Below are 26,200 nucleotides of genomic sequence, written 5' to 3'. Positions count from 1 at the left end.
GAGCGAATCTTCAGTGGGTTAGTGCCTGCGGGCCGAGGACGAAGTCCGGGTCGACCTGGTCGGCCAGCGCGCCGCCGGTGCGCTGGTCGCCCCACGCGGCGGCGTTCCGGAGATGGAAGTCGACGGCCTGGCGGGTGTAGCGGTGCCAGTCGCGCGGTGTGGCGTCGAGCGCGGATCGAACGGCGGCCAGCGTCGCCCGGTCGCCCGGCGCCAGATCGTCCAGATGCAGGGGCGCGCCGCGCTCGGCGGCCCGGACCGCCGGCGAGAGCCCCACGTACCCGAGCAGGTCGGATCCGACCTGCTCGCGCAGGAACGCGACATCGCTGTCGTCGACCACCTTGTTGCCGACGACCGCGATCGCGACGTCGTGCTCGGCGGCGTATCCGCGGTACTGGTGGTAGACCCCGACGCTCTTCCTCGTCGGTTCCACGACCAGCACCGTCTGGTCGAACCGGGTGAACAGGCCGGAGGCGAACGCGTCGGCGCCCGCGGTCATGTCGACGACGACGTACTCGTCCGGCCCGTCGACGAGGTGGTTGAGCAGCAACTCCACCGCGCCGACCTTGCTGTGGTAGCAGGCCACGCCGAGATCGGACTCGGCGAACGGGCCGGTGACGAGCAGCTGGGCGCCGCCGATCGGGTACCCGTACCGCTCCCACAGCGGCTCGTGGTCGCCGACCCGCAGCAAGCGCGAACCACGCCCGGGCGGCGTGGTCTTGATCATCTCCGCGGCGGACGTGATCCGCGGATTGTCGCCGCGCAGGTAGTCCTTGAGCGCGTCGAGGTGCTGCCCGAGCGGGACCAGGCAGGCGCTGATCTCCTCCGGCAACCCCAGCGCCGCGCCGAGGTGCTGGTTGATGTCGGCGTCGAAGGCGAGAACCGGCAGGCCTTCAGCTGCCAGATGACGGATGAACAGCGCGCTGAGCGTCGTCTTGCCGCTACCACCCTTTCCGACGAACGCGATCTTCACGGCTGGACTCCTCATCGGTCGAACGTGGTCGGGACATGAAAATGAATATCATGAGACTGTGTGCGCTGGGTGACGACTCCGGCGCGTGTCGTCCGCGCGGCTCAGGCGCCGGGAGTCGTGGCGGCTGCCCCGGCGAGGAGCAGAACCAGCGCGGGCAGCAGGTTCGCGTCGTCGCTCGGACCGGGCCGGACCGTCGACCAGGGTGGTGAGTCCGGGTGCCCGAGCAGATCCGCGACACCGAGGGCGCGGCGGGCGTGCTCGGCCCCGAGGTGGTCGCCGACCCAGCGCACGGCGGCTCGGGTGTCGGGCCGGGCCGGCCCGTAGCGGACGTCCAGCAGGATGCCCAGCGCGACCATTTCGCCGACCATCACGCTGTCGCCGGGACAGAGGTCGTACTCGGCATACCGTTCTTGTTCGCGCAGGCGTTGCGCGATCTCGATGGCGGGGGCCGCCGTGCGGTTGGAGAGAATCTCGGCGACGGCTTCCACGAGGATCTGCTGCGCTACCGGTTCGAAGTCGATCGGCGGATGGCCCAGGTCGTCCTCGTCCTCGAATTCCCAGTCGTCGAATTCGTCGTCCTCGTCTTCGTCGTCGACGACGAATTCGCCGTTCCGAATAGCGGTGAGGAGCGCTTCCTGGAGTTCGGCGAGCGCTTGTTCCCGCCTGGCGGCGTCGGTGCGGTCGCTCGCTGCCGCCGCTGGTGTGACCTCGGGACGGCTCGGCTGACGTCGCCGAGCGCGGTGTGCCCTGGCTCGCCGTTTAGCTTGCTGCCGTTTGCGGTGACTCGGCTTCTTGGCCATTGTTCGACGCGCTCCAATCCCTGGGACGGGCGTCTGATCAACGGCTCCGACCCTAGGAATCCGAACGTGCCGATCGACCGCTGTCCACAGCCGGGAGCGGGATCAACTTCTGGTTGTGAATAGCGCGTCAGGCGGGCGTGAGCGCGCCTGCGGTGAGGCGGCTCAGACGCCGCTCGGCCCACCGGGTGAGCATCTGGTCGGTCATCGCGCGCTGGTACTGGCCGAGGCTGACGACGCCGGTGATGGCCACCGTGATCGCCGCCAGCAGGCTGAACCCGGCCAGCCCGGCGAGCTGCTGTGGCATGTGGACAAGCGAGTCGGTCGCCAACTTCGTCATCGCGTACAGCTCGGATGCGGTTGCGGCCGCGCCCAGCGCTGCCGTCACTGACCAGTGCATCCGCTCCACTCGGGACCGAACCCAGCGAACCCAGCGCCAGGCCGAGTACCCGGACAGTGCTCCGGAGAGCCCGAGGAACGTGACGGCGACGCCGCCGAGGCCGGCGCTGACCGGTAAGAGGGCGCTGACCAGGGCAACCGTGAGGACAACCGCAACCGCGGCGATCGCTAACGAGAAGCCCAAGTCGAGCACGTGCTGCCACCACCCCACCGTGCACCTGCCAAAGACACGCGGCTTACATTCTTGTCGTTCCGACCCCGGCCCGGCAACCGCCTGACGCGGCAATCAGAGAACTCTCAAAATCACTTCCGCGCGATCGCGTACAGGTCGCGGGCGGGCCCCGAGAGCGGCTGGCCGGTCGGCCACACCGCACGCAGGCTGCGTTCCATCTCCAGCGGTGGTGCGCCCGGAGCGGTCTTCACCGGGATCTCGATCAGCGCGCCGGAGCTGAGCTCCCCGACGATCGCCAGCGAGCTGAGCACCGCCGGTCCGCTGCCTGCCGCCACCGCGTGCTTGATCGCGGTGGTCGAAGACAGCTCGAGCAACGGTGGTGCGATCGTCGCAACCCCTGCGGCGTGCAACGCGCTCTCCAGCGCCCGGCGAGTTCCGGAGCTCGACTCCCGGGACACCAGCGAGGTGGCGGCCAGTTCGGCGGCGGTGATCCCGCGTCGCCGCCGCCGCGTCCAGGGGTGCCCCGGCGCGACGACGACCGTCAGCCGGTCGTCGCGCACCGGCTCGGCATGCAGCCCGGCGGGCAGGTCAGGGCCCTCGACGAACCCCAGGTCCACTTCGCCGGCCAGCACCCGGCGGGCGACGTCTGCGGAGTTCACCGCGTCCAGCGTGACGCTGAGCGCCGGGTGCGAGGCGCGCACCGCGACGAGCCAACCGGGCAGCAGGTACTCGGCGACGGTCTGGCTCGCGGCGACCCGCAGCGTGCTGTCGTGGACGGTACGGAGCGCGCTGACGCCTGCCGCGAGCGCTTCGGCGGCTTCGATCGCGGTGCGCGCCCAGTCCGCGACCAGCGCACCCTCGGTGGTGAGCGTCGAACCTCGGGGTGTCCGGTTGAGCAGGGCGATCCCGAGGCGCCGCTCCAGCTGGCGCAGGCGCGCGCTCGCGGCGGGCTGCGAGACGCCGTGCGCGCGTGCCGCCTGCCCGACGCTGCCCAGGCGGGCGACCGAGAGCAGCAGGTCGAAGCTGCCGAGGTCGGCGAAGAGCGGCGCAAGAGGCATAACCAGAGCCTATGAGTCAGTCCCGCCGGGCAGGTGTCCGGTACACCGGTGCCACCACGATCCGGTCGCTGTCGACCACCTCGCGGCCGAACGGCACCAGCGAGATCGGGATCAGCTTCAGGTTCGCCCACGCCAGCGGCAGCCCGAGGATCGTCACCGCCAGCGCCGCCGCGGTGACGAGGTGGCCGAGCGCCAGCCACCATCCGGCGATCAGAAACCAGATCACGTTGAGTAATGCGGCGCCCGCGCCTGCTCCGGGCTTGCGGACCATCTCCCGGCCGAACGGCCAGAGGACGTAGCCGGCAATCCGGAACGACGCGACCCCGAACGGGATCGTCACGATCAGCACGAAGCAGATCAGTCCGGCGACGACATAGCCCACTGCCAGCCAGAAGCCGGCGAGGACCAGCCAGAGAACGTTCAGTATCAGCCGAATGAGGGGCATGACCCCAGTGTCTCTCCGAGCCGCCACTCTGAGAGCATTCACAGGTTTCTGCCGAATCAGGGCGTGACTCTCCGTGCTCTTCCCTTGTGACGAACCCACGAGCAGGGGAGCACGGCGATGGTTCACGAAGCGGCGAAGTTAACCGGGCGTCCGACCCGGCACACGGTCAGCGTGGTCATCCCCACGATGAACGAGGCGCGCAACATCCCGACGGTTCTGGGCGCGCTGCCCGACTACATCGACGAGATCGTCCTCGTCGACGCGAACTCGGTCGACGGCACGGTCGAGGCAGCCCTCACGGTCCGTCCCGACATCCGGGTGATCCGCCAGACCCGCCGCGGTAAGGGCAACGCGCTCGCCGCCGGGTTCGAGGCCGCCACCGGTGACTACGTCGTCATGATCGACGCCGACGGCTCGATGGACCCGGCCGAGATCGACGCGTTCGTCCTCGAACTCGACAACGGCGCGGACTACGTCAAGGGCAGCCGGTTCGTCCCCGGCGGCGGCAGCGACGACATCAGCCCGCTGCGCCGCGCCGGCAACTGGGGCCTGAACACGCTCACGAACGTCCTGTTCCTGACCCGCTACACCGACCTCTGCTACGGCTACAACGCGTTCCGCAAGGACGCGATCCCGAGCTTCGGCCTCCCCGCCGCGCACACGCCCGAGAGCAGCTGGGGCGACGGCTTCGAGGTCGAGACGCTGATCAACATCCGGGTCGCCCGCGCGGACCTGGCCATCGCCGAGGTCCCGAGCTTCGAGTACGACCGGCTGCACGGCGAGAGCAACCTCCGCACGTTCCGCGACGGCTGGCGGGTCCTGGTCACGATCATGCGCGAACGGTTCAGCCGGAAGCTCCCGGTCCGCACTCCGGTGAAGGCTCAGCCGCCGCTGCACGCGGTCGATGCCCCGGTCGTGACCACCCTCCCCGCCCGCGTGAACGGTGCCGCCTGACATGGACGCCACCCCGGTCACCGTCGGCATCGCCTGCTACTCCGAGGCGCGCTGGAACCTGCTGATCGAGACGATCGCGTCGGTGCAGGCCCAGGAGTATCCGCACCGGATCGTGGTCGCCGTCGACCACAACCCCGCCCTCTTCGAGCGCCTGATAAAGCACTACGGCGACGAGATCACCGTGCTGGAGAACCAGTACCAGCGCGGCGCGTCCGGCTCGCGGAACACGATCGGACTGGCGGCGACCACGCGGCTGGTGGCGTTCCTCGACGACGACACCTACGCCGAAGCGGGCTGGCTCGCGGCGCTCGTCGATGCCCTCGATGCACCCGGTGCCGAGCGTGTCGTCGGCGCCGGTGGGCGCATCCTGCCGGTCTGGCATCGCAGCGAGCCGCGCTGGTTCCCCCGGGAGTTCGGCTGGGTGATCGGCGCGACGCTGCCGGCAGCCGGGCCCGATCCGTACCCGATCCGCAACGTCTGGGCCGCCAGCATGATCGTCCGGCGGGAGATCTTCACCGCGGTCGGCGGTTTCCGCGCCGACTTCGGCAAGGTCGGCGAGGTCTCCGAGCCCGAGGACACCGAACTCTGTCTCCGGATGGCGCGGACCGCGCCCGGTGCGCACTGGCTGCACGTCCCCGCCGCGGTGATCCGGCACCACGTCCCCGCGGAGCGCTCCAGCGTCGGATTCTTCCTCCGCCGCTGCTGGCTGGAGGGCCGCGGCAAGGCCGGTCTCGCCACGCTGACCCGGAACCGGTCGGATCGCGCTGAGGCGCTCTCCGAGGAGAGCAGCTACCTGCGCCGGGTGCTGCCTGCGGGCATGCGCGCCTACCTACGCCAGGGGGACGCCGCTGGGCTCGCCAAAGCGGGCATGGTGCTGGTCGGGGTCGCCATCACCGGGCTGGGCTTCACGCTCGGGCTGGTGCGTTCCCGATGACCGCGCTCCCCAGGCCCGCGCTCCCCAGGCCCGCGCTCCCCAGGCCCGGGCTCCCCATGACCGCGCTGCCGATCCTCATGTACCACGGCATCCCGTCGTCCCCGGACCCCGTGCCCGACCCGCTACGGGTACCGGTGGACGACTTCCGCACCCAGATCGCGACGCTCGCCGCCGACGGGTGGGAGCTGCTCGGGCTGACCGAGGCGCTGGGTGCGAAGGCCACCGACCCGACCCGGCCGATCGTCGCGTTGACGTTCGACGACGGGTACACCGACTTCCTGAACGCCGCCGTGGTAATGGCCGAGTTCGGCGCCAGGGCGACGCTCTACGTGCCGACCGGCACGGTCGGCACCGACGGATACCTGGACTGGGATCAGCTCACCGCGCTCGCCGCGTCCGGCGTCGAGATCGGCAGCCACTCCCGGCAACACCGCCCGATGGACACGCTGCCGACCGACGTCCTGGTGGACGAGCTGGTCCGCAGCCGGGCCGAGCTGTCCGGGCGGCTCGAGACACCGGTGCAGTCGTTCTGCTATCCGCACGGCTACACCAGCCGGCCCGTGCGCCGTGCGGTCGCCGAAGCCGGGTACCGGAGCGCGTGTGTGATCGGGCGGCGGCTGGCCCGCCCCGGCGACGACCGGTACGCGCTGCCCCGCCTGCAGCCGACGCCCGGCCTGGAACCGAACGCGCTGCGGGCGCTGGTCACGTCCGGCGAACCGGGTCTCGTGCCAGTGGTCAAGCGCGCCCTCCAGCCGGCCTGGCGCGTCGCCCGCCGAGCCGCCGTCCACCTCGGCCACCCACTCACCTAGGAGCCACCCATGGGTCGCATCCCCGGCGTCGTTCTGGACGTCGAGCTCTCCGCGCCGCTGCCGTCGGTGGCCGCCGTGGACGCCCTCGGGAACCGGGCCGACGCGGCGTGGGTAATCGTCCGGCTGTTCACCGAGCCGCTGGCGATGGTCACGATCGACCTCCCCGACGACGGCCTCACCCCCGCGGACCTGCTGGCCGCCACCGCCACCGCTGCCGGTGCGGACGCCATCGGGCGGCGGCTCACCGAGGTCGGGCTGGCACCCGACGCGCTCACGGTGCACGGTGTCGTCCCGGCGCACGTGCCGCCGTTCATCGCCGACCGGAACCACGCGCTCGCGGCCGAGCAGCCGGTCACGGTCGTGATCTGCACCCGCGAGCACCCCGACGAACTCCGTGCCTGCCTGGCCAGCCTCGTCGACCAGGAGTACGACCGCTTCGACGTGCTGGTCGTCGACAACGCGCCGACCAGCGACCGCACTCGCCACGTCGTCGACGAGTTCGTCGGCCGGCTGGCGATCCGGTACACGGTCGAGCCACGCCCCGGCCTCTCCCGGGCGCGCAACCACGCGATCGCCGCGCTGAGCCACGAGCCCGCCGACCGTGTCGTCGCCTGGACCGACGACGACGTCCGGGTCGACCGGCACTGGGTCGGGGAGGTCGCCCGCACGTTCGTCGAGAACCCGGCCGCGGCGGCGATGTCCGGCGCGGTCGTCCCGGCCGAGCTGCGGACCCAGGCTCAGGTCTGGTTCGAGCAGTTCGGCGGCCACAGCAAGGGGCGCGGGTTCACGCCGGACGCGTTCGGCCCTGTGAACTCTTTTCAACCTCCGCGTATGCCGTGGGTCAAGCGACCTCGGCAGGAGTCGGTCGAAAAGAATTCATGGACCGAGCAGAGCCCGCTGTATCCGCTGCCCGCCTACGGCGTCGGCGCGAACATGGCGTTCCGGCTGGCGGCGCTGCGCCGCCTGGGCGGGTTCGACGAGGCGCTCGGTGCGGGCACTCCGGCGCAGGGCGGCGAGGACACGCTGGTGTTCAGCCGCCTGCTGCACGGTGGCGCGGTGACGCTGTACCGCCCGTCGGCGCTGGTTCGCCATGTGCACCGACCGGACCTCGACGGACTGCGCAGGCAGATGGCGGGCTACGGCTCCGGGCTCACCGCGTACTACGCCGCGCTGATCCGGCACGATCCGCGCGTCGTCCTCGAGCTGGTGCGGCTGGTTCCGCGCGCGCTCCGGGACCTCACCAGCAAGGACAGCGTCCGGGTCAGCACCGTCCGGGAGGACTTTCCGCCCGGCCTCTTCGCGGCGAACCGCCGTGGATTGCTCGTCGGTGTCTGGCGATACCTCCGGGGGCGGCGTGCACTCCGCGGACGTGCGGTCACCGCCGCGCCGAAGACCGCGGTCGGCCTCCGGTGACGCTGGCGCCCGCCCGGCCCGCCGCGCGCACAGCGTCCGGATGGAGGACATCAGCCGTCGTCCGACAGGCGTCCGCGCTGATGTCCTCGACCGTGCTGGCGTCGGCGCTCAACATGTTGTTCTGGGTCGCCGCCGCGCGCCTGTACCCGACCGAGGCGGTCGGGCACGGCAACGCCACGGTCTCCGCGATCGCGCTCGTGTCCGGGATCGCGCAGCTCAACCTGCAGTCGGTGTTCGTGCGGTTCCTGCCGCAGGCCGGACGCCGCACGACCGCGTTCCTGGCGTCGGGTTACGCGGGCATCCTCATCGCGTCGGTGCTGTTCGGCTCGCTGTACCTGCTGCTGGGGCTCGGCTCCGGGTTCGGGCTCGGCGCGTGGGACCCGCTGGGCTTCGTGCTCGCGGTCGCGGTCTACGCGCTGTTCTACGTGCAGGACGGTGTGCTCACGACGTTCCAGCGGGCCGGTTCGGTGGTGACGAAGCACGTCGCGACGTCCGGCGCGAAGCTCGTGTTGCTGGTGGCGCTGGTCGCGACCGGTTCGCGGTTGGGCATCGCGGCAGCCTGGTGCATCCCGGCCGCGATCGCGGTGGTCGTGGTGACGTTCGTGATCTTCGCGCGGCTGGCGCCGTCCCGCTCGGACGGTGAGTCCCGGCTGCCCGGCGCGGGCCAACTGGGCAACTTCGTCGCCGCCGAGTACGTCAACAACCTGGTCGGGAACGTCGTCACGCTGATACCGCCGGTGCTCGTGCTGCACCTGTCGGGGTCGATCGCGAACGCCTACTTCGCGGTGCCGTGGCTGATCGTGATCACGCTCCAGACGCTCGTCTGGAACATCATGATGTCGTTCATCGCGCAGGTCGGCCGCGATCCGGACGGTCTAGCGCACCACCTGCGCCGCACGGTCGGGCTGGTCGCCGTGGTCGCCGCTGCGGGCACGGTCGGGCTGGTGGCCCTCGGCCCGACGCTGCTGCTCGTCCAGGGTGGTGCGTTCGCGGACGGCGGTGGGAGCCTGCTGCGGATCGCCGCGCTGAGTTTCCCGTTCACCGCGGTCGTCATCGTGTACTCGGGCCTCGCCATGCTGGCGAACCGGCTCTGGCCGGCGGTGCTCGTCCAGGCGGTCACCGCCGGGGTGTTCCTCGCCGGAACGGTGGCCCTGCTGCCGGGGCTCGGCCTGCCCGGCGTCGGGGTGGCGTACGTCGGTGCGCAGGCGCTGGGTGCGGTCGTGCTGCTTCCGGCGCTGGTGGCGCGGTTCAGGACGGTTGCCAGTAATTCACCACAATAGGTACAGAATGGCGGGGTGGGTACCCCTCTCCTGTCGCCGGTGTCGAGAGGCACTGCGGACACCGGGCCGCGGGCGTTCGACAGCAGGCTCGCGGCGCTGGCGTTGCTGCTCGCGATCGTCGGCGCGGTCGCACTGCTGATCCCGCACGGACCGGTGCGGCTGGTCCTGCTGCTGGCGTTCATGACGGCCGCGCCCGGCGCCGCGATCGTGTCGTACCTGCGGATCGCCGACCGGATTCTGGCGGTCGGGCTCGCGATCACGTTCAGCCTCGGGCTGACCGCGCTGGTGGCCGCATTGATGGTGTGGGCCGAGCAGTGGCATCCATCGGCGGCGACGGCCGCGACGCTGGTGGTCACCGCGGGGCTCGCGCTCGGGCGGCTCCGGCCGGTGGGCGGCCCGTCAGCCGCGGACACCACCGCGCCGCCGCCGATCGGCTCCGGGGCGCTCGCGCCGACGTTGCTGACCGTCGGAGCCGCGCTGTGGCTGGTCACCGTCCTGCGCGCGGACCCGGACCAGATCGGCCCGTACGGACTGACCTGGGGCCTGGGCGTACCGTTCGTCGCCGCGGTCGCGATGACCTGCCTGGGCTGCGGCGTCGAGCTGTTCGGCCGGGAGCGCCTGCCGGTGCTGATCGCCGGCGTCGGCGTTCTCGCGTGCCAGATGTGGGGCAGCGCGCCGCTGATGCTCCCGGTGCCCGAGTACTCCTGGACGTACAAGCACGTCGGCGTCGTCGAGTTCATCCAGCAGCACGGCGCCGTGCTCGACGCCGACGACATCTACCAGCAGTGGCCGGCGTTCTTCGCGGCGGTCGCGCAGCTCTCCACCGTGGCGGGTGTGCCCTCGATCCGGTTCGCGGCCTGGTCGTCGCTGTACTTCGGGCTGCTGGACGTCGTCCTGATCGCGGCCGTCGTCTCGACGCTGAGCCGCTCGACCCGGGTGCTGTTCGGCACCGTCCTGGGGTTCACGGCCTGCCTTTGGGTCGACCAGAACTACTTCTCACCGCAGGCGTTCGCGTACGCGCTGAGCCTCGGGTTCTTCGCGCTGCTGATGCACGGCTGTCGCGGGCTGCCCGCCTCCAGGGCCGCCGGACGCCTCAACCGGCTGCGGCTCCTGCTGGTCCGGGACGCGCCCACGGTGCGCGACCGCCCGCGCTGGCCGCTGCTGCTGGCGGTCGTGCTGCTGTTCGCGGCGATCACCGTCGCACACCAGCTGACGCCGTACCTGCTGTTGTTCGGCGTCGGCGTACTCACCGTGCTGGGGTTGATCCGCCCGTACTGGCTGATCGGCGTGCTCGCGGTCGTCGCCGGTGGATACTTTCTGCCGCGGATGGGCGGCGTGAGCAGCCAGTACCACTTGTTCGACGGGTTCAACCTGTTCAGCAACGCGTCCGGCAACTCCAGCGGCTGGGGGAGCACGCCGCAGAAGTTCTCCGCGGTCGTCGCCCGGGCACTCGCGTTCCTCGTCTGGCTCACCGCGCTGGTCGTCGGCTGGCGGCGCCGCCGGAGCCTCGGGCTGGTGGTCATACCGCTCGTCCTCGGCTTCACACCGTTCCTGCTGTTGCTCCTGCAAAACTACGGCGGCGAGGCGATCTACCGGGTTTTCTTGTTCTCGCTGCCGTGGTGCGCGCTGCTCGCCGCGTCGTGGTGGGTGCTGCTCCGCGCCGGGGTGTGGCGCGGGCTCACGTCGGGCGTGATCCTCACGGTGCTCGCGCTGGCCGGTCTCCAGGGGTTGCAGGGCCAGTTCATGCTGCACGCGGTGCCGCCGGCCGACGTCCGCGCGGCGCAGTACCTGGAGGAGCAGGCGCCTGCCGGTTCCACGATGACGCTGGTCGCGGCCGCGTTCCCGGCCCGGCTGACCGCCGGTTACGGCTCGATCAACCCGGGCCGGAGCGTCGACCCGTCGATCGTCGACGAGCCGAGCTTCCGGCGCCTGACGCTCGACGCCGACCAGCTACCCGCGATCGAGACGTGGGCGGCATCGTACGGCGGCACCGAGACGTTCCTGGTGGTGACCGACCAGATGCGCAAGAACACCGAGTACTTCGGCTACCTGCCCGACGGCTCAGTGGACGCCCTCCGCAAGGCCCTGGACGCGTCCCCCCGCTGGTCGACGTACTACCGCCGAGCCGACATCACGATCTACCGCCTAGAACCGGCCCCCTGAGCAGCGCTAGCGGGCGAGGCGGTGGGCTAGCCAGGTCAGGGACTGGGGGTAGCGGTAGTCGATGCCGCCGTGCCCGGCGTCGAACAGTTCGAAGTGGATGCGCTCGTCCGGGATACCGATCCGCTTCAACCCGGCGTGAAACGCCGAAGCGCCCAAATCCAGGAACCACTCGTCCCGCGTGCCCGCGTCGATCCAGATCGCTTGCTGCGACCGCAGCGCGTCGGCGTGCTTGTCGACCATCCGCACCGGGTCCCAGTCGAGCCACCGCTGCCAGCGTTCGGGGACGAGTTCACCGGTCACCGGGTCGAACGGCAGCCGGACGGTGGTGTCGTCGTCGGCGGAGAAGCACGCGCTACAGCCCAGCAGGATCAGCAGCGTGTTGTCCGCTTCTTTGGTGAACGAGGGCCGCAGCCGAAACTCGTCCCACCAGCGCAGAATGTCACCACCGTACTCCCGGAGGTACCGCGCCGCCTTCGCGAACTCCGGCAGGTAGCAGTACTCGTACAGCGAATCCCCGGCGTGCGTCGCCAGCGCACCGAACAGATCCGGCCGCAGCATCGGCGTGATCATCGCGCCGAACCCACCGGACGACTTGCCCGCGATCGCCCGCGACTCCGGCCGATCCAGCGTCCGGTACCGGGCATCGACCCACGGCACGACCTCGTCGCACAGGTACGAGTGGTACCTCCCGGTGCCCGGCGAGTCGACGAACTGCGAGCCGCCGTACAGCGTCCACGCGTCGACGTACACGACGATGCACCCGGGCGCCTCCCCGGACGCGAACACCGCATCGGCGGTCTCCGGGAACGGCTGGCGGAAGGGCGCCCGGTTCGCCCACATGCTCAGGTGACCGGTGTACCCCTGGATCACGTAGACGCTCGGCCACCGGCTCTCCGGGTCGTCCTCGTAGCCCGGCGGCGTGTAGACCCAGATCGGGCGTTCGTGGGGATCCCCTAGGGGGTTGTCCCGTAGCAGCGTCGAGTCGATCGTGTCCCGATTGAGTTCACCGGCCAATTCGGCATCCCAGGGCAGCATGCCACCAGCCAATCACTCCCAGCCAAAGTAGGGGTTCGTCCCTGACGAAAGGTCGTTTTTCGGCTGTCAGGCTCGACCTAGCGTCCGTTACGACACGAACGCGTCCGGGTCGAGAGGAACGCACATGCTGGGTGACGTACTGGACTGGTTGCAGGCGTTACCGCCCCCGGCGGTCATCGCCGTGGCCGGCCTTCTGGTGCTCGGCGAGTGCACGATCGGCCTCGGCCTCGTCGTCCCCGGCGAGTCGAGCCTGCTCGTGGCCTCGACCACGGCCACCACCGCACCGCGTTTCCTGGCCCTCTGGGCGGTGGTCACTGCCTGTGCGGTACTCGGCGATTCGATCGGCTACCTCATCGGCCGCCGCTACGGCCCGCGCCTCCGCGAGACCCGGATGGTCCGCCGTTACGGCGCGACGCTCTGGGACCGCGCCGCCGACACACTCCAGCGCCGCGGCGCCTGGGCGGTGTTCTTCGTCCGGTTCCTGCCTGCGGTCCGCGCCCTCACCCCGGCCGCGGCCGGCAGCGCGGGCCTCGCGCCGTACCGCTTCTTCCCCGCCGCGGTGCTCGGCGCCACCTGTTGGTCGCTGCTGCACATCAGCCTGGGTGCCGCGCTGGGTTCGGCGGCCCGCAGGATCGAGGGCGTGCTCAGCACCGGTGGTTACGTGATCGTCGGGCTTCTCGCCGTTGTCCTGCTGCTCTGGGCCATTCGGACGCTACGCCGGCGCGGACGCCCGGCTGAAGAACCCGCTGCTGAGCTCACCAAGTAGAAGCGGGCCGGAAAGCGTCGTCCCAGACGGCCGGATCCTCACCGCCCGGGTACCAGAGCCCGTACCGCGCACCGGCCTGCTGAATGACGTCGAGTTTGTGCTGGGTGGACCGCGCCTCCGGGTACCAGGCGACCCGCTCGACGCCGTTCTGGACGTACCGGAACGAGTACTCCTCGGCCACCGGATCCCACGTCCGTTCCGCACCGAGCCGGGTCCGGAGCGCCTCCATCTGAGCGGTCGTCCGGCTCTTGCCACGTCCGCGGGGGAGTGGCCAGTCGAACCCATAGGCGGGCAGCGCGATCTCCACTCGTGACCGCGGAGCCCCCACCCGGTCGGCCGCCTCGGTGGCGTACCGGACGACCCGACGCACCCAAGTGGTGCCGGCGATCGGTCCGGGACGGCTTCCGGCGCCGTGCTCGTGGTACGCCATCACGCGGAGCCGGTCGGTGAACTCCAGCAGCGTCGGATAGTCGTAGACCCAGGCCGCGTACGGGCCGCGAAACTTCGCGGGCGCCGGCCTGGTGCGCGCCATCACCGTGATCGTGCAGCGCTTCTTCACCGCGTGGAGCCGCGTGCAGAGGTCCCGCGCGATGTCGGTGAACGTGAACCGGACCTGGTTCGCGACCCGGGCGTCGGACGTCTTGGTGAACGACTCGTAGTCCAGGTCGAGCCCGTCGTAGCGGCTCGCCAGCCGCATCAGCGTCGAGACGTGCGCGCGCCGGTTCGCGGCCGGACGCATCGCGGTCACCCACTGCGTCGTGTTGAGGCCGAGCGTCACGGTCGGCAGGACGGCCAGACCCTCCCGGCGCAGCCCGCTGACGACATCACCATTGCCCGCACCCCGGCGCGGCCGGATCGTGGTGACACCGCGGGTCTGGTACCAGAACGGGCTCGCGTACTCGAACAGGTCCGCGTTGCGCAGCACGGTCCGGTAGGCGGCCTGCGTGTTCCAGTACGGAAGCCAAGCGCCCATCGTCCGCCGCACTCGTTCGTCGCCCTGAACGATCTCCGGCCCGACCTTGGGCCGAAGCTCCGGCCCCAGCAGGATCGCCACCCCGAGCACAACAGCGAGCAGCCGAACCCGTCGGCGCGCAACCGGGCTCCAGCGTCGCCGCGGAGCCCGGTCAGGCGCCAAGATTCCTCCTGGTCAGCGGTGCAAGCGGGTGATCGCTTGTTCGACGTCGCGGACGCGGTCGGCGAGCAGGCCGACCGCACCGACCGCGCGCCCGAGCGGATCGTCCGTCCCGCCGAGCGCGCGCTCGCGTAGGTACCCCTCCTTGACAGCCTCCCAGCGCGCGGCGGCCTCCGGGGTGAGCTTGCCCCGCAATTCGGCCAGCTTCAGCAGGTTCGCCTCGGCGTCCGCGGCCAGCGTCTGCGCCTCGCCGACGTAGTGGTCGTCGATCACGGCTTCGAGCTCGGCCTCGTTCATCACCGGCAGCACCCGCTGCGCCATTTTGTTCATGTTCCGGTACGAGCCCTGGAGCCGGTACGGCGGTTCGGTGCGGGACGCGTCGGCCTGGGCCGCCGACGCGATGTATGCCTCGTTGTTCGCCAATACGACCCGCTGGACCCGCAGCAGGTGCCGCAGCACCCCGAGGATCTGGTCCAACTCCACCGACGAGTACGCCTTCTCCAGCTGATCCGGGCGCACGGTCGCGTCACCGCGCGCGAGCCGCACCAGCAGCTCCACGTCGGAGGGCGCGCCGGTCGAGAGCGGTGCCAGCACCGGGTTCGACGTCAGCGAGTTCTCCAGGAAGCTCAGCGCGAACTGCTCCTCGCGCCCGGAGAGCACGTCACCGAGGTTCCAGACGTCGGCGCGGTTCGCCAGCATGTCCGGTACCTGGAACCGCTGCCCCGACTCGGTGTACGGGTTACCGGCCATGCAGACCGCGAACCGCTTGCCGCGCAGGTCGTACGTTCTCGTCTCGCCGTTCCAGACGCCGTCCATCCGGCGGGTGGCGTCGCAGAGCGAGATGAACTTCTGCAGCAGTTCGGGCGACGTGTGCTGGATGTCGTCCAGGTAGAGCAGCGTGTTGTTCCCGAGCTCCAGCGCGAACGAGATCTTCTCGACCTCCCGCCGGGCGGCCGCGTTCGGCGCCTGCTCCGGGTCCAGCGACGTCACGTCGTGGCCCAGCGCCGGGCCGTTGATCTTCACGAACACCAGACCGAGCCGCGAAGCCACGTACTCCATCAGCGTCGTCTTGCCGTAGCCGGGTGGGGAGAGCAGGAGCAGCAGACCCATCTGGTCGGTCCGCGAGTCCGGGCCGACCGTGCCGAGCTGCTTGGCCAGGTTGTCGCCGATCAGCGGCAGGAAGACCTGGTCGACCAGCTGGTTGCGGACGAACGAGCTGAGCACGCCCGCCTTCAGCTCGTCCAGCCGCAGCCGGTCACGCTCCGCGGCCACGACCGCGTTGCGCTGCTTCTGGTACGCCCGGAACGCGGGCACCCGGACGTCGGCGAAGCGGCGCACCCGCGCGAGCAGGTCGTCCAGCCGCACCCGCAGCGTCCGCCCCTCGATGCGGGGATGCGCGGACAGCAGCCCGTCGACGGTCGCCTCGACCACGGCGTCCGACGCCCGCCGGGGGACGTCGTCGCCGATGAGCAGCAACGCGACCGCCTCGTCGAGGTCCTCGCCGGTGGCCTCCCCGGCGTACGCCGACAGCCACGCGTGGGCGAGTTGGTACCGGCCGGGCAGGTCGTCGCCGAGAGCCTTCAGGTCCTCGTCGAACGCGGACGCCTCCGGGCCCAGCTTCCGCTCGAATCCGGCCACCAGCGCCGCAGCCGTCGGCCCGGTGACGAACCCGAACGGTTCGTTCGCCAGCTCAGCGATCAGATACTCGGCGGCGAGCAGCGGCTGGTCGGCGTCGGTCATCTCGGCAGCCAGGTCGGCGGTCAGCGCGTCGAGGCCCTCGGCCGTGCCGAAGATCTCCCGAGCGCGGGTCAGCGAACGAGCGCGGACCTCCCACTGCCCGCGGTCCTGCGCACGGTAGGCCCAGAACAGCTGCGCAGCCGCCCGCGCCGCCGGCGGGTACCGGAGCAGCCCGGCGCCGTCGTACAGCTCGACCAGCGTCCGGAGCACGGCCGCGGCGTCCTGGTCGTGGACGCCGCGCTCGTACCCCTCCTCGTACCGCTCGGCCGCCGCGGCCTGCACCTTCGCCGGGTCGCGAACCCCGTCGAGCAGCAACGAGCCCGCGAGGTACTCGACCCGGCTGAGCGTCGCGTCCTCGGAGACCAGCGGCTGGTCCCAGAACTCCGCGGTCGCGGCGAACGTCGGGTCGGTGACCGGCGCCCGGTAGTCGGTGCCGGTGATCGCGAACATCGGCCGGCCCTCGTGCGGCACCAGCGTCAGCTCGGCCGGTTGGGTGTTCACCGCGAACCGGTGCCGACCCAGCCGGATCGTGTCGCCGTCGTAGAGGTCGGTGCGGTCCCGGAGCGACCGGCCGGCCTCCTGGCGCGCGGTCGCCAGGCGCCGCTCGAACTCCTCGGCGCGGATCGGGTCGCCGAGCGTCCGCAGCTCGCCGATCAGGCCCCGGAGCGTGCCGACCATCGGGTCGGTCGCGAAGTACGTGTTGACGTCCTCGAGCGTGGCCAGCGTCGTGGCGCGGCGCTGCACGCTGCCGAGGATGCGGTCCGCCGACTGCGCCAGCCGGTTCGCCCGCCGCTGCCGGTCGTCGAGCAGCGCCTGCTTGCGGGCGGAGAACGCCTCGTAGACGTCCTCGCGCTTCTCGGCGAGCGACCCGAGGAACTCGTCGAAGTGCCCGAACCGGGATTCGAGCCCTTCGACCTGGGCCATCAGCTTCGCGAGCTGCTCGTCGCAGGCCTCGGGTGAGTCCGCCACCGCCAGCGCGCCGGTCACGGCCTGCCCGAGCAGCGCGAACTCGGCCGCGAACTGGGCCCGCCCTTCCACCGCCAGCAGCTCGCGGCGCCGGGCGTCGAGCGTGGCGCGGGCCCGGTTGATGCTGCCGAGCACGTTTCCGATCCGGGCGAGCAGCTCGGTGCGGACGTTCGCGTCCTCGATGTCCAGCGAGGTGAGGACCTCGGTGACCACCGCGAGTCCGTCGGACTGCTGGTCGAGCCGCTCGGCGAGCGGCGTCGCCTCGGCCACGGACGCGATCGCTTCGGCGTCCGCAGTGAGCTGTTGGGCTTGTTGTTCGTAGCTGTCGAACGCGCCGTCACCACGCAGGAACTCGACCGCCCGCCGACCGGCGGTCGCCAGTTCGTCGGTCAGTTCCCCGGCGAGCGCGTCGAGCGCGGCCTGATCGATGTACCGGACCTCGCGCAGCCCGACCACGCGTCCCTGCGCCCGACGCAGGGACGCGAGCTGTGCGGCCCACGCGTCGGCGGTGGCCGGCGTCTCGGTGCGGGCGCCGCGGATCAGCGTGCCGAGCTCGCTCTCGGCGGCCTCGAGCGCTTCGTTCGCCAGCGCCCGGAGGCTCTGGACCTTCTCGAACTCTTCGCGCACCTGCTCGGCCGTGCGCCGCAACTGGGCGAGCGGCGCCTCCAGCCCGTTCTCGCCCAGCCAGTGGTAGCGGTCGACGGCCCGGCGGCACGCCCCGATCAGCGCGTCGAACGCGGCCGAGGTCGGCGTCGTCTCCTCGGCCATCCTGGCGACCGACAGCAGGTCCGAGATGCCCCGGACCAGGTCGGCGTTGCCGATCCGCTCCAGCGGCCCGGTGCCCACCGGCTGCGCCGCCGCGTACGCGTCGGACACGTACGGCGTCTGCCAGACCTGCAGGTGGTGGATGCGGCTCGGCTCGGACGACGTGGCCCGCAGCACGACCATCGTGCCGTCGTCGTAGAACGCGTACCCGTGGCAGGCGATCGGGTTCGCGATCTCCTTGCGGATGACGTTGTACGGCAGCAGCAGGTAGCGGCCGTCGTTCCGGTCGTGGAAGACGTAGAGGACGTCCTCGCCGTTGGTCGACCGGACGACCCGCTCGAACTCGAGCCCGGTGGTGTCCGCGTCGAACACCCGGTGGACGCCGGTCGCGAGGTAATACCCGCCGGGCACGATGAGGCCCTGGTCCTCGGGCAGGCGCTGGCAGGCCTGCCCGATGCCGTCGAGACGCAGCACGTCCCGGGTGAGCGTGTTGAAGATCAGGTAGCGCCAGGCGTCCTCTTTGTACGGACGGATCCGCAGCAGGATCAGCGGCCCGAGCCGGGCGTAGCCGACGTCGGCGTCGGCGAGGCTCTGCAGCGGCTCGACGACCGGCTCGGTATAGATGCCCTCGCCGGACTCGGTGTTGTTCTCGACCTTGATCGTGAGGTCGCCGCCGATCGTCTCGACGAACACCTCACCCTCGATCGAGATGTGCGGGTGCCTGCCGAGGACGTGGTCCTTGCGGGTGGTTTCGGTCCAGGTGAAGTCGTGCGGTGCCGGGAGGACGTGGTCCCGCTCGCCCTTGTTGTCGACGTACTGCGCGGTGCCATCCAGCTCCAGGCGCCACCGCAGCACCCGGTTGTCGTCGGCACGCGGGCTGGTCCGGAACACCGCGAGCAGCAGCGGGTCGAGCCGCCGCAGCTGCAGCAGCGTGCTCTCCCGGTAGTACCGGTACTGCTCGCCGAGATCCTTGCCGAACTGGCCGTCCGTGAGCAGGGGATCGTGTTCGAGCTCCTCGAACGCGATCCGGTCCTCGTCCCGCACCAGCCGGTGCACCGAGAACACGTCCTCGACCGTCGTCTCCGGCTTCATGCCCAGGTAGGCGTTGTAACCGAAGAGCAGCCGGTCGCCGACCGACGCGATGTCCCGCGGCACGCAGTTGTGCTGGGTGCGGATCTGGGCGGTACCGGTCAGCCGGAGCTCGGTGCCGCCGAACACCTCCAGCCGGCGGTCGTTGAGCGCCTCGGCGTGCCCGGCCAGCTCCGTCGCCTGCGCGGCCAGCCGGTTACGCAAGACCTCGTACGTCCCGACGTCCAGCCCGGGTGCGGGTGCTTCGGGAGCCGGCCCGCCGGCGGACGTGCCGCCGGCGGGCTCGGGCAGAACCTCGGTCACGCCTTCGCCGTCGCGCCGTTCAGCGCGGTCAGCTGGGCCAGCGGGGTGTCGGCGATGCCGAGCTGGCGCGCGGAGCCGAGCAGCTCACCGAGCTTCGCGCTGTCCGGGCCGTTCGCCTTGATCAGCTTCATCAGCAGCGCCGAGATCGTCAGGTTCCGGATGTCGGCGGTGTCGACCGCTCCGAGGATCCGGCCCAGGTCGTCGGTGAAGCTCGCGGTGCCGTCCAGCCACGGCTGGGTCAGCTTGCTGGCCACGTCCGAGTGCTGGACGAACCCGTCGACGCCCTTACCGAGCGCGATCGAGCCCATCAGCCGGTCGAAGAACACCGTGTCGCCGCCGACGATGTCGATGTTGGCCTGCTCCAGCCCGGTGGCGAGCACCGTGGCCTGTGCCTCGGCGACCTGACGCTGGACGTCGATGTTCGCCAGCTGGATCTCCTTCTGCATCTCCAGCCGGAGGCGGTACTCCTCGTGCTCGCGGGTGGACTCGTCGAGCGCGGCCATCGCGGCGGCCTTCTCGGTGAGACCCTCGGCCTCGCCCTTCAGCTTCTCGCGCAGGCTCTCGGCCTCGGCCAGACCCTTCTCCTTGGCGGCCGACGCCTCCGCGTGACCCTTCTCCTTCGCGATGGCGGCTTCGGCCAGGCCCTTCTCCTTGGCGACCAGCGCCGCGGCCAGGCCCTTCTCCCGCTCGGCGACGGCCTCGGCGAGACCGCCCTTCTCGATCGCGTCCGCCTCGGCCTCGCGCACCTGTACGGCGGCCAGTCCAGCCGCCGCGGCCTCGGCCTTGGTGGCCTCGGCCAGGCGGATCTTCGCGTTCGCGTCGAGCTCGGCGGCCTGCTGCCGGGACTCGGCCAGCACCAGCTGCTCGCGGGCGATGTGTGCCGCGGCCTGCTCGGCAGCCTCCGCAGCCTTGATGTCCTTGACCAGCTTCTCCTGCGCCTCGGCCTCGGCCTGGATGATCAGCGTCTGGCGGAGCCGCTCGGCCTCCTCGATCGCGCGCAGCTTCTTGATGTCCTCTTCCTGCTGGGCGACGGTCTTCTCGACCGCGATGCGCTCCCGGATGATGTCCGCGATCGCACGCTTCTCGGCCTCGACTTCCTTGTCCTTCGAGATCGTCGTCAGCTGCGTCTCGCGCTCGCGGGCGATCACTTCGAGCAGACGGTCCTTCTCGATCCGCTCGGTCTCGATCGCGAGGACCCGCTCGCGGTTCTTCTCGGCGACCGCGATCTCCCGCGCCTTGTTCTCGTTCTGGACGCCGAGCGCCTCGTCGGTGATCATGTGCGCCTTCTGGGCCTTGAGCCGCTCCTCCGCCTGGACGCGGGCGATCTCGGCCTCTTCGCGGGCGCGGTTGGTCTCGACGTCACGCCGCTGCTTGATCTCGGCGTCGGACTGCCGGCGTTCGAGCTCCAGGATGGCTTCCCTGGCGTCGACGTTCTGCCGGGTGATCTCCTTCTCCTCCGTGCGCTGGAACTCGTTCGTGCGCACGTGCTCGATGGCGGTCAGCTCGGTGATCTTCCGAATGCCCTGGGCGTCCAGAATGTTCGCCGGATCGAGCTGATTGAGCGGCGTCTGCTCGAGGTAGTCGATCGCGGCGTCCTCGAGGCTGTAACCATTCAGGTCGGTTCCGATGACCGCGATGATCTGGTCGCGGAATTCGTTGCGCTTGGTGTAGAGATCGACGAAGTCGAGCTGTTTACCGACCGTCTTCAGCGCTTCGGAGAACTTCGCGTTGAACAGTTCCTGCAGCGTTTCCTGGTTACTGGCCCGTGCGGTCCCGATCGCCTGCGCGACCTTGATGACGTCTTCCACGGTCTTGTTCACGCGGACGAAGAACGTGATCCGGATGTCCGCGCGAATGTTGTCGCGGCAGATCAGGCCTTCGCGGCCGGTACGGGCGATCTCGATAGTTTTAACCGAGATGTCCATGACCTCGGCGCGGTGTAAAACCGGCACAACGGTCGCGCCGGTGAAGGTCACGTCCACTTTCCGGACCTTCGACACGATGAGTGCCTTGCCTTGCTCGACCTTCTTGAACAGCCGGCTCACCATCAAGGCGAGCCCGATTACGACGATCAGGGCGACGGCGATCATCACGCCGACCCCGAGGGCCACAGCGTCCATAGGTGTCTTCAGCTCCGTGGGTGGGCAGCGTTGAACGGCATGACGAAGAAGAATTCGCCGTCCGCGTCGTAGTCATAGATCAGCGCGGTATTCCCGGCGCTGAGTTCGTACTCGCCAGTTTGACGTACCTGCACAAGGGCGGATGATCCGTCTTCGGCGGTCACTTCCGCTTGGCCGAATTTCGCGTCGACCCGACCGGTACGAATCACGCAGACCTGGCCGAGGAAATCGGAGCGCGAGGCCACGATCTCCTCCGGGAAGAATCGGCGGAGTGGACGGACCGCCAGCTTGGTCGCGAGCCAGGCGACCACGATCGCCGCGGTGAGAATGCCGACGTCGACGAGCACGCCGTCGTTACCGACCAGCGCGCTTCCGGTGAAGCTGCCGAACCAGGCCACCGCGATCAGGACCGTGAGCGTGACGCTCGCCGGGACCCCGCCGAGACCGAGGGCGCCGAGCGCGCCGGACAGACCGCCATCGGACGCCTCCGCACCTCCGTCGGAGTCGAGTGCGTCGATGCCGAGACCACCCGCGATCACCAGCACCCAGTACCCGACCACTACCGCCAGGGCGAACGTGAAGAGAACCGCCGGGAAACCGAAGGCCGCATTGACCAGATCGCCCACCGGGCCGTGTCCTCTCCGCTGTTGTTCTTGTGGTCAGCAGAGTGACAGGTTGTTTCAACGCGCAACAGCGAGACGTCTCATGTACGACTCTCAGCCGGACCGGCTCACAGGTACGGGAGCGGGTCGAAGCGGTCGATGTTGATGATTCGGACGCGCGGCAAGCGCGCGTTGAAGCAGCGGACGTCGTCCTCGAGGTCGTAGATCTCCAGACCCTGAGCGGTCAGCTCGGTGAAGCGGGAGTTGACGAACTCGCGGAAGCCGAGCAGCCCGACCCGTCTGTTCCCGTCGAGCAGCCGCTCGATCTGGTCGAAGAAGTCCCCGTCGTGGCTGGCCAGGAGCACGTCGCCGGGCCGGTCCACCAGCGCGTCGAGCGTCCGCTGGATACCGATGTCGACGACCTTCTCCCCGGCGCCGCCGGACAGCGGGATCGGCTGGTAGTCCAACGCGAGCAGCGCCTGGATGAACGGCAGCGGCAGCTGCCCGGAGCTGGCGTTGAGGAAGAACAGTGCCTTGACCTGGCGGTCCCACGTCTCGCTCGCGAAGTCCCGGACGCGCTCCCAGCGGGGACGCTCCTGCGGGCTGGGCCGACGGCCGCCGAAGATGTTGCTGCCGAGCGTGGCGTCGATGTTCTCGCCGTCGACCAGTAGATAGGTGGTCTGCACAGAGGCCCGGTCCATGTGAGGACACGGTAGTCGCCCTGGCCAGGGACGACTCGTCGGGGCTGCCGGCCGGGGGCATCCGTTCCGTGCCCTCGTGTGAGCTGCCGCACTGCTTTTCCTCACTAACCCGACTGATAACGTGTGCCTCTGCTTCAGCATCGGTGTTCGATTTTTGTCACCTTCGTGCTGAGACGGATGAGCATCACCTGAGGAGCCCGTGGCCGTGTCCGGTACCGCCCCCAACCCACCGCGTTCCCTGGCGAAGATGCTGGTCCTGACCGCCATCGTGGTGGCCGTGCCCGCTCCGATCACGCTGCTGTCCGGCGGCGTCGGCAGCATCGGTGCAGCCACCGGAGTGCTCGGCTTACCCCTGCTCTACAGCGCGCTGGGCGCGATCATGCTGGTCTCCGCGGCGGCCTGGAGTGCGGCGGCGCGACAGATCCCGGACGCCAAGGGGCTCTACACGTTTGCCGGGCGTGGTCTCGGCGCAGCGATCGGTTACGGCGTCGCGGCGCTGGGTGCGCTCACGTACGCGTCGATGACGATCGCGAACGTCGGGCTGATCGGCGAGGAGATCGTCACTCCGCTCGGGGACGCGGGCATCAGCGTCGAGTGGTGGATGATCGCGGTGCCGGTCGTCGCGCTGATCGGCTTCCTCGGGACGACGAGCTTCAAGGTCCGCGCGATCGTGCTCGCCGCGATCGTCGTGATCCAGCTCCCTGGCATCTTCCTATTCGACCTCTCCGCGCTGACGAAGCCCGGCCCGGACGGCATCACGCCGGAGGCGCTCGACCCGACGTCGGTGTTCAGCGGTTCGATCGGAGCGGCGGTCGGGTTCCTCGCGTTGACCTACGTCGGCGTCGAGGCCGGGCGGGTGTTCCAGAACGAGTCGGGCGCCGGCCGGAAGACCGCGTCGAAGGCCACCTACCTCGGCATCCTCGGGCTGGTCGTGCTCTACGCGACGTCCACCTGGCTGGTGACCGTGGTGACCGGCGGCGACGACTTTGTCGTCGAGGCTCGGGAGAACCCGATCTTCCTGGTGCCCGACTCGATCGAGGCGAACTTCGGCGCCGGCGCCGCGAACGCGTTCTTCCTGATCACGACCGTCAGCACGGTCGGTGCGCTGCTCGCGTTCCACAGCCTCGCGGCGCGGCACTTCCAGGTGGCCGCGGCGGACGGTCTGCTGCCCGCGTGGTTCGCCAAGGAGCACGGTCCGCGGCGGGTGCCGCTGCACGGTTCGTGGGCGATGAGCGGGTTGACGATCGTCGTCCTGCTCGTGTTCGCGGTCGCCGGTGCGAAGCCGTACCTGGGCGTCTTCCTGATCATGTCGCACCTCGGCGCGCTGAGCGCGGTGCTGATGTTCGTCGTGGTGTTCTTCGCGATCGCCGTGTACTTCCTGCGCAGCGACTCGGAGTCCGACGGGTTCTTCGGCTGGGAGGGCGTGCTGATCGCGGCCCTGACCGCCGGTGTCGCGCTCGCCTCGCTGCTGGTGCTGACCGTGGCAGAGTCCGACGCCCGGCTCGACGTCGAGCCCGGATCGCTGCTGACGTGGCTACTGCCGATCCTCGTCGCGCTGACGTTCGTGGCGGGCATCGTGCGGGCGCAGCTGGTGCGGTCGTCCCGGCCGGACCTGCTGGAGCGGCTCGCCGGGACGCGCAAGGCCGCCGAATCGAACCCCGACAACTGGGACGCCGGCCAGCCCTTCGAATTTGATGGGGTATCGGCCTCATCCGGGCCCAGAAACGGCCGATAAAGGCGTCATCGCGCGCGTAACGAGGGAGGTGGCGCCCGATGAGCGGCCCGTTCGGGGAGGGACGCCACCGGAGCACCGCGTTCGATGACGACGCGCCGACCGCCCCGTTCCTGCTCGATCCCGACACCGAGGACGAGACGCCGACGGCGCGGTTCGTGCTGAACCCGTACCGGGGGCTCCTCGAGTACGACGAGGACGACGCTCCGACGGCGCGGTTCGTGCTCAACCCGTACCGGGAACCGTCGATCGGACGCGAAGCACACGATCCGTTCGGTGGGTTCGCCGAGCGGGCGCCCGCCGTGATCGAGGGTGAGGTCGTCTGGCCCGCCGCTGCTGAGCCCGCGTCTGGGTCTCGGTCCGTGTCGGAGCCCGAGCCGGAGCGGCCCGTCGGCGAGGCCGCGTCCGACGTGTCGGACGAACCCCGGTTCGACGACGGCCCGGGAGACGACGTTCCGGGAGACGACGTCCCGGAAGGCGACGTTCCGGAAGGCGACGTTCCGGGGGACGACGCCTCGGAAGGCGTCGGCGCGGGAGTCCGCGCCTCGGGAGACCGCGTCTCCGGACACCGCGCCTCCGGACACCATGCCGCTGGACACCCTGTCTCCGGACACCCTGTCTCCGGACAGCACGGCCCGGGATACGACCGCGCGGAAGCGGGCGAGCCCGCGGCGAGTTCGCCCGGCTCGGGGGATCTGGGCGGGCCGGACGAGCGGGACGAGCGGGATGAGCCGGAGCCGGAGCCGGAGCCGGTGACGGGCCTGGGGCCGCATACGGTGGCCGGTGCCGCCAACCGTATCGTCGAGGAACTCGCGCCCGCCGAGCTGGCTCGCTTCCCGATCGTCGCCCGGCGCTTTTTCACCGACGAGATGCTCCGGCGCCGGGTCATCCGGTGGTCGCTGTCCGGCGCCAAGCGTGACGATCCGCTCGCCCTGCAACTCGGCGGCGACAACGCCGAACTCGTCACTCCGCTCACGCTGGCGATGCTCACGTGCGCTGCGACCGGCGTCCTCGGGCACGTCGGAACGCGTCACCACAACGGCGTCGTCCGTTGGCGTCGGAACCGGAAGGCGGCGAGCCGACGCCCGATCCACGGGCCGGCCACGACGCTGCCCCACCTGAGCAGCCTCGGCGCAGCCACCGTCGGTCACATCGTCGACGAGGCGGCCGAGGAGGCAGGTCTCACCGCCGACCGGGCGCGCCGGCTGAGCATCCTGATCGTGTCCGCGCTCACCGCTCCGCTGCACAAGGACAGTCGGGCAGGATGAGGTGGTGGACGAGCGGATCGCGGTGACCTACCGCCGCACCGATGACGGCTGGGAACCCGTGCTGTCCACCGGCGAGCGGCTGGGGCCGTCGGCCGACCTGGTCGCGGCCAGGGCTGCGGTCCGCGACCGGCTGGGCGCTGAACCGGCGCTGGGCATCGAGACCGTGCAGGTCCCGCTGGAGGGGCACGGTGTCGGTTGGGCGGGCCTCCGATTCGAGCTGTTACCTCCGCTGTACGGCGCCGACGCTCCCACACCCGCGCAGAACGAACGGCTCACCGCCTGTTTCGAGTACTACCGAGCGCGAGTCCCGGCCGGTATGCGCGTCGAGTGCGCGGGCAACCGGGTGCGCGTCGACCCGTCTCCGTCCGGTCTGCAGGCCGACCTGTTCGCGGCGCTGGACGGCACGGACGAGGTCCGCACCACCGAGGAGGCACGCCGCCAGCTCCGGGAGGCGTTGGAGATCGAGGTGCCCGCGGGTTTTGTGCGGGTCGCGCACGACTACGTCGGCCTGGAGGAGTTCGGCGACGTGGGCCATTTACACCTGGTCCTCGCCGAGCGGTGGCCCGCGGACGCACCCTGCTTCTAGGGCT

21 protein-coding genes are annotated in these 26,200 nt (G+C 70.4%); 10 read left to right on the top strand and 11 right to left on the bottom strand.

Annotated elements, in window-relative coordinates; translation table 11 throughout:
• Window positions 1-10 precede the first annotated feature (10 nt).
• The 5 genes from BUB75_RS40610 to BUB75_RS40590 all read right to left on the bottom strand — a co-directional run bounded on the left by BUB75_RS40610 (window position 11) and on the right by BUB75_RS40590 (window position 3,841).
• Complete coding sequence (locus BUB75_RS40610; protein ID WP_073265587.1) at window positions 11-970, bottom strand: ATP-binding protein; 960 nt, start codon at window positions 968-970, stop codon at window positions 11-13.
• A gap of 101 nt (window positions 971-1,071) precedes the next feature.
• Window positions 1,072-1,770 carry a hypothetical protein gene (locus tag BUB75_RS40605; protein WP_073265585.1) on the bottom strand — a complete coding sequence of 233 codons (699 nt, stop codon included), beginning with the start codon at window positions 1,768-1,770 and terminating at the stop codon, window positions 1,072-1,074.
• Window positions 1,771-1,897: 127 nt separating this feature from the next.
• Entirely contained in the window at window positions 1,898-2,377 is a 480-nt protein-coding gene (locus tag BUB75_RS40600; RefSeq protein WP_073265583.1) for a hypothetical protein, read from the bottom strand.
• 92 nt (window positions 2,378-2,469) lie between these two features.
• A complete protein-coding gene (locus BUB75_RS40595) occupies window positions 2,470-3,396 on the bottom strand; it encodes a LysR family transcriptional regulator (protein WP_073265581.1) in 927 nt (308 codons plus the stop codon).
• A 16-nt stretch (window positions 3,397-3,412) separates the two neighbouring features.
• Window positions 3,413-3,841 carry a YccF domain-containing protein gene (locus BUB75_RS40590; protein ID WP_073265579.1) on the bottom strand — a complete coding sequence of 143 codons (429 nt, stop codon included), beginning with the start codon at window positions 3,839-3,841 and terminating at the stop codon, window positions 3,413-3,415.
• Window positions 3,842-3,958: 117 nt separating this feature from the next.
• Here BUB75_RS40590 and BUB75_RS40585 point away from each other — a divergent pair, with 117 nt between their 5' ends.
• The 6 genes from BUB75_RS40585 (at window position 3,959) to BUB75_RS46825 (ending at window position 11,394) form a co-directional block, all read left to right on the top strand.
• Window positions 3,959-4,795, top strand: a complete 837-nt coding sequence (locus tag BUB75_RS40585) for a glycosyltransferase family 2 protein (RefSeq protein ID WP_073265577.1) — start codon at window positions 3,959-3,961, stop codon at window positions 4,793-4,795.
• A gap of 1 nt (window position 4,796) precedes the next feature.
• The gene (locus BUB75_RS40580) at window positions 4,797-5,729 is read left to right on the top strand and encodes a glycosyltransferase family 2 protein (protein WP_073265575.1); all 933 of its coding nucleotides are present in this window, start codon (window positions 4,797-4,799) and stop codon (window positions 5,727-5,729) included.
• A gap of 56 nt (window positions 5,730-5,785) precedes the next feature.
• On the top strand, window positions 5,786-6,538 hold the full coding sequence (locus BUB75_RS40575) for a polysaccharide deacetylase family protein (RefSeq protein WP_178380105.1): 753 nt from the start codon (window positions 5,786-5,788) through the stop codon (window positions 6,536-6,538).
• A 9-nt stretch (window positions 6,539-6,547) separates the two neighbouring features.
• On the top strand, window positions 6,548-7,951 hold the full coding sequence (locus BUB75_RS40570; protein WP_073265570.1) for a glycosyltransferase family 2 protein: 1,404 nt from the start codon (window positions 6,548-6,550) through the stop codon (window positions 7,949-7,951).
• Window positions 7,952-8,031: 80 nt separating this feature from the next.
• Entirely contained in the window at window positions 8,032-9,231 is a 1,200-nt protein-coding gene (locus BUB75_RS40565) for a lipopolysaccharide biosynthesis protein (protein ID WP_073265568.1), read from the top strand.
• Between the two features lie 15 nt (window positions 9,232-9,246).
• On the top strand, window positions 9,247-11,394 hold the full coding sequence (locus BUB75_RS46825) for a hypothetical protein (protein WP_073265566.1): 2,148 nt from the start codon (window positions 9,247-9,249) through the stop codon (window positions 11,392-11,394).
• 6 nt (window positions 11,395-11,400) lie between these two features.
• Here BUB75_RS46825 and BUB75_RS40555 read toward each other — a convergent pair whose 3' ends face one another.
• The gene (locus tag BUB75_RS40555; RefSeq protein ID WP_073265563.1) at window positions 11,401-12,429 is read right to left on the bottom strand and encodes an alpha/beta hydrolase; all 1,029 of its coding nucleotides are present in this window, start codon (window positions 12,427-12,429) and stop codon (window positions 11,401-11,403) included.
• A gap of 124 nt (window positions 12,430-12,553) precedes the next feature.
• Between BUB75_RS40555 and BUB75_RS40550 the strand changes: the two genes are divergently transcribed.
• Complete coding sequence (locus tag BUB75_RS40550) at window positions 12,554-13,195, top strand: DedA family protein (RefSeq protein ID WP_073265561.1); 642 nt, start codon at window positions 12,554-12,556, stop codon at window positions 13,193-13,195.
• Here BUB75_RS40550 and BUB75_RS40545 read toward each other — a convergent pair.
• The 5 genes from BUB75_RS40545 to BUB75_RS40525 form a co-directional block, all read right to left on the bottom strand.
• Complete coding sequence (locus BUB75_RS40545; protein ID WP_143175733.1) at window positions 13,185-14,330, bottom strand: glycosyl hydrolase family 18 protein; 1,146 nt, start codon at window positions 14,328-14,330, stop codon at window positions 13,185-13,187. The two genes, BUB75_RS40550 and BUB75_RS40545, sit on opposite strands and share 11 nt — an antisense overlap.
• A 12-nt stretch (window positions 14,331-14,342) precedes the next feature.
• Window positions 14,343-19,187 carry a DNA repair ATPase gene (locus BUB75_RS40540; protein WP_073265557.1) on the bottom strand — a complete coding sequence of 1,615 codons (4,845 nt, stop codon included), beginning with the start codon at window positions 19,185-19,187 and terminating at the stop codon, window positions 14,343-14,345.
• On the bottom strand, window positions 19,184-21,307 hold the full coding sequence (locus BUB75_RS40535; protein WP_073265554.1) for a flotillin family protein: 2,124 nt from the start codon (window positions 21,305-21,307) through the stop codon (window positions 19,184-19,186). Before BUB75_RS40535 ends, BUB75_RS40540 begins: the two co-directional genes overlap by 4 nt.
• Before the next feature lie 8 nt (window positions 21,308-21,315).
• Window positions 21,316-21,933, bottom strand: coding sequence for an OB-fold-containig protein (locus tag BUB75_RS40530; protein ID WP_073265552.1), 618 nt, complete (start codon window positions 21,931-21,933; stop codon window positions 21,316-21,318).
• Window positions 21,934-22,037: 104 nt separating this feature from the next.
• Window positions 22,038-22,610 (bottom strand): NYN domain-containing protein, encoded by a 573-nt coding sequence (locus tag BUB75_RS40525; RefSeq protein WP_073265550.1) that lies wholly within the window; start codon window positions 22,608-22,610, stop codon window positions 22,038-22,040.
• A gap of 205 nt (window positions 22,611-22,815) precedes the next feature.
• Between BUB75_RS40525 and BUB75_RS40520 the strand changes: the two genes are divergently transcribed.
• Genes BUB75_RS40520 through BUB75_RS40510 form a run of 3 tightly spaced genes read left to right on the top strand, consistent with a single transcriptional unit; the run spans window position 22,816 to window position 26,196 of the window.
• The gene (locus tag BUB75_RS40520) at window positions 22,816-24,345 is read left to right on the top strand and encodes an APC family permease (RefSeq protein WP_143175732.1); all 1,530 of its coding nucleotides are present in this window, start codon (window positions 22,816-22,818) and stop codon (window positions 24,343-24,345) included.
• 38 nt (window positions 24,346-24,383) lie between these two features.
• Window positions 24,384-25,610 (top strand): hypothetical protein, encoded by a 1,227-nt coding sequence (locus BUB75_RS40515; RefSeq protein WP_073265546.1) that lies wholly within the window; start codon window positions 24,384-24,386, stop codon window positions 25,608-25,610.
• 4 nt (window positions 25,611-25,614) lie between these two features.
• On the top strand, window positions 25,615-26,196 hold the full coding sequence (locus BUB75_RS40510; RefSeq protein ID WP_143175731.1) for a hypothetical protein: 582 nt from the start codon (window positions 25,615-25,617) through the stop codon (window positions 26,194-26,196).
• Window positions 26,197-26,200: the final 4 nt, after the last annotated feature.

It is taken from the genome of Cryptosporangium aurantiacum (assembly GCF_900143005.1).
Taxonomy (GTDB): domain Bacteria; phylum Actinomycetota; class Actinomycetes; order Mycobacteriales; family Cryptosporangiaceae; genus Cryptosporangium; species Cryptosporangium aurantiacum.
This window is presented reverse-complemented; position numbering and strand designations above follow the sequence as displayed.

Bases quoted from the DNA above. Each gene is read 5' to 3' on its own strand.
- BUB75_RS40565 (WP_073265568.1), top strand. From the start codon at position 8,032: ATGTCCTCGACCGTGCTGGCGTCGGCGCTCAACATGTTGTTCTGGGTC.
- BUB75_RS40515 (WP_073265546.1), top strand. From the start codon at position 24,384: ATGAGCGGCCCGTTCGGGGAGGGACGCCACCGGAGCACCGCGTTCGAT.
- BUB75_RS40525 (WP_073265550.1), bottom strand. From the start codon at position 22,610: ATGGACCGGGCCTCTGTGCAGACCACCTATCTACTGGTCGACGGCGAG.
- BUB75_RS40570 (WP_073265570.1), top strand. From the start codon at position 6,548: ATGGGTCGCATCCCCGGCGTCGTTCTGGACGTCGAGCTCTCCGCGCCG.
- BUB75_RS40590 (WP_073265579.1), bottom strand. From the start codon at position 3,841: ATGCCCCTCATTCGGCTGATACTGAACGTTCTCTGGCTGGTCCTCGCC.
- BUB75_RS40585 (WP_073265577.1), top strand. From the start codon at position 3,959: ATGGTTCACGAAGCGGCGAAGTTAACCGGGCGTCCGACCCGGCACACG.
- BUB75_RS40575 (WP_178380105.1), top strand. From the start codon at position 5,786: ATGACCGCGCTGCCGATCCTCATGTACCACGGCATCCCGTCGTCCCCG.
- BUB75_RS40595 (WP_073265581.1), bottom strand. From the start codon at position 3,396: ATGCCTCTTGCGCCGCTCTTCGCCGACCTCGGCAGCTTCGACCTGCTG.
- BUB75_RS40550 (WP_073265561.1), top strand. From the start codon at position 12,554: ATGCTGGGTGACGTACTGGACTGGTTGCAGGCGTTACCGCCCCCGGCG.
- BUB75_RS40555 (WP_073265563.1), bottom strand. From the start codon at position 12,429: ATGCTGCCCTGGGATGCCGAATTGGCCGGTGAACTCAATCGGGACACG.
- BUB75_RS40605 (WP_073265585.1), bottom strand. From the start codon at position 1,770: ATGGCCAAGAAGCCGAGTCACCGCAAACGGCAGCAAGCTAAACGGCGA.
- BUB75_RS40580 (WP_073265575.1), top strand. From the start codon at position 4,797: ATGGACGCCACCCCGGTCACCGTCGGCATCGCCTGCTACTCCGAGGCG.
- BUB75_RS40535 (WP_073265554.1), bottom strand. From the start codon at position 21,307: ATGGACGCTGTGGCCCTCGGGGTCGGCGTGATGATCGCCGTCGCCCTG.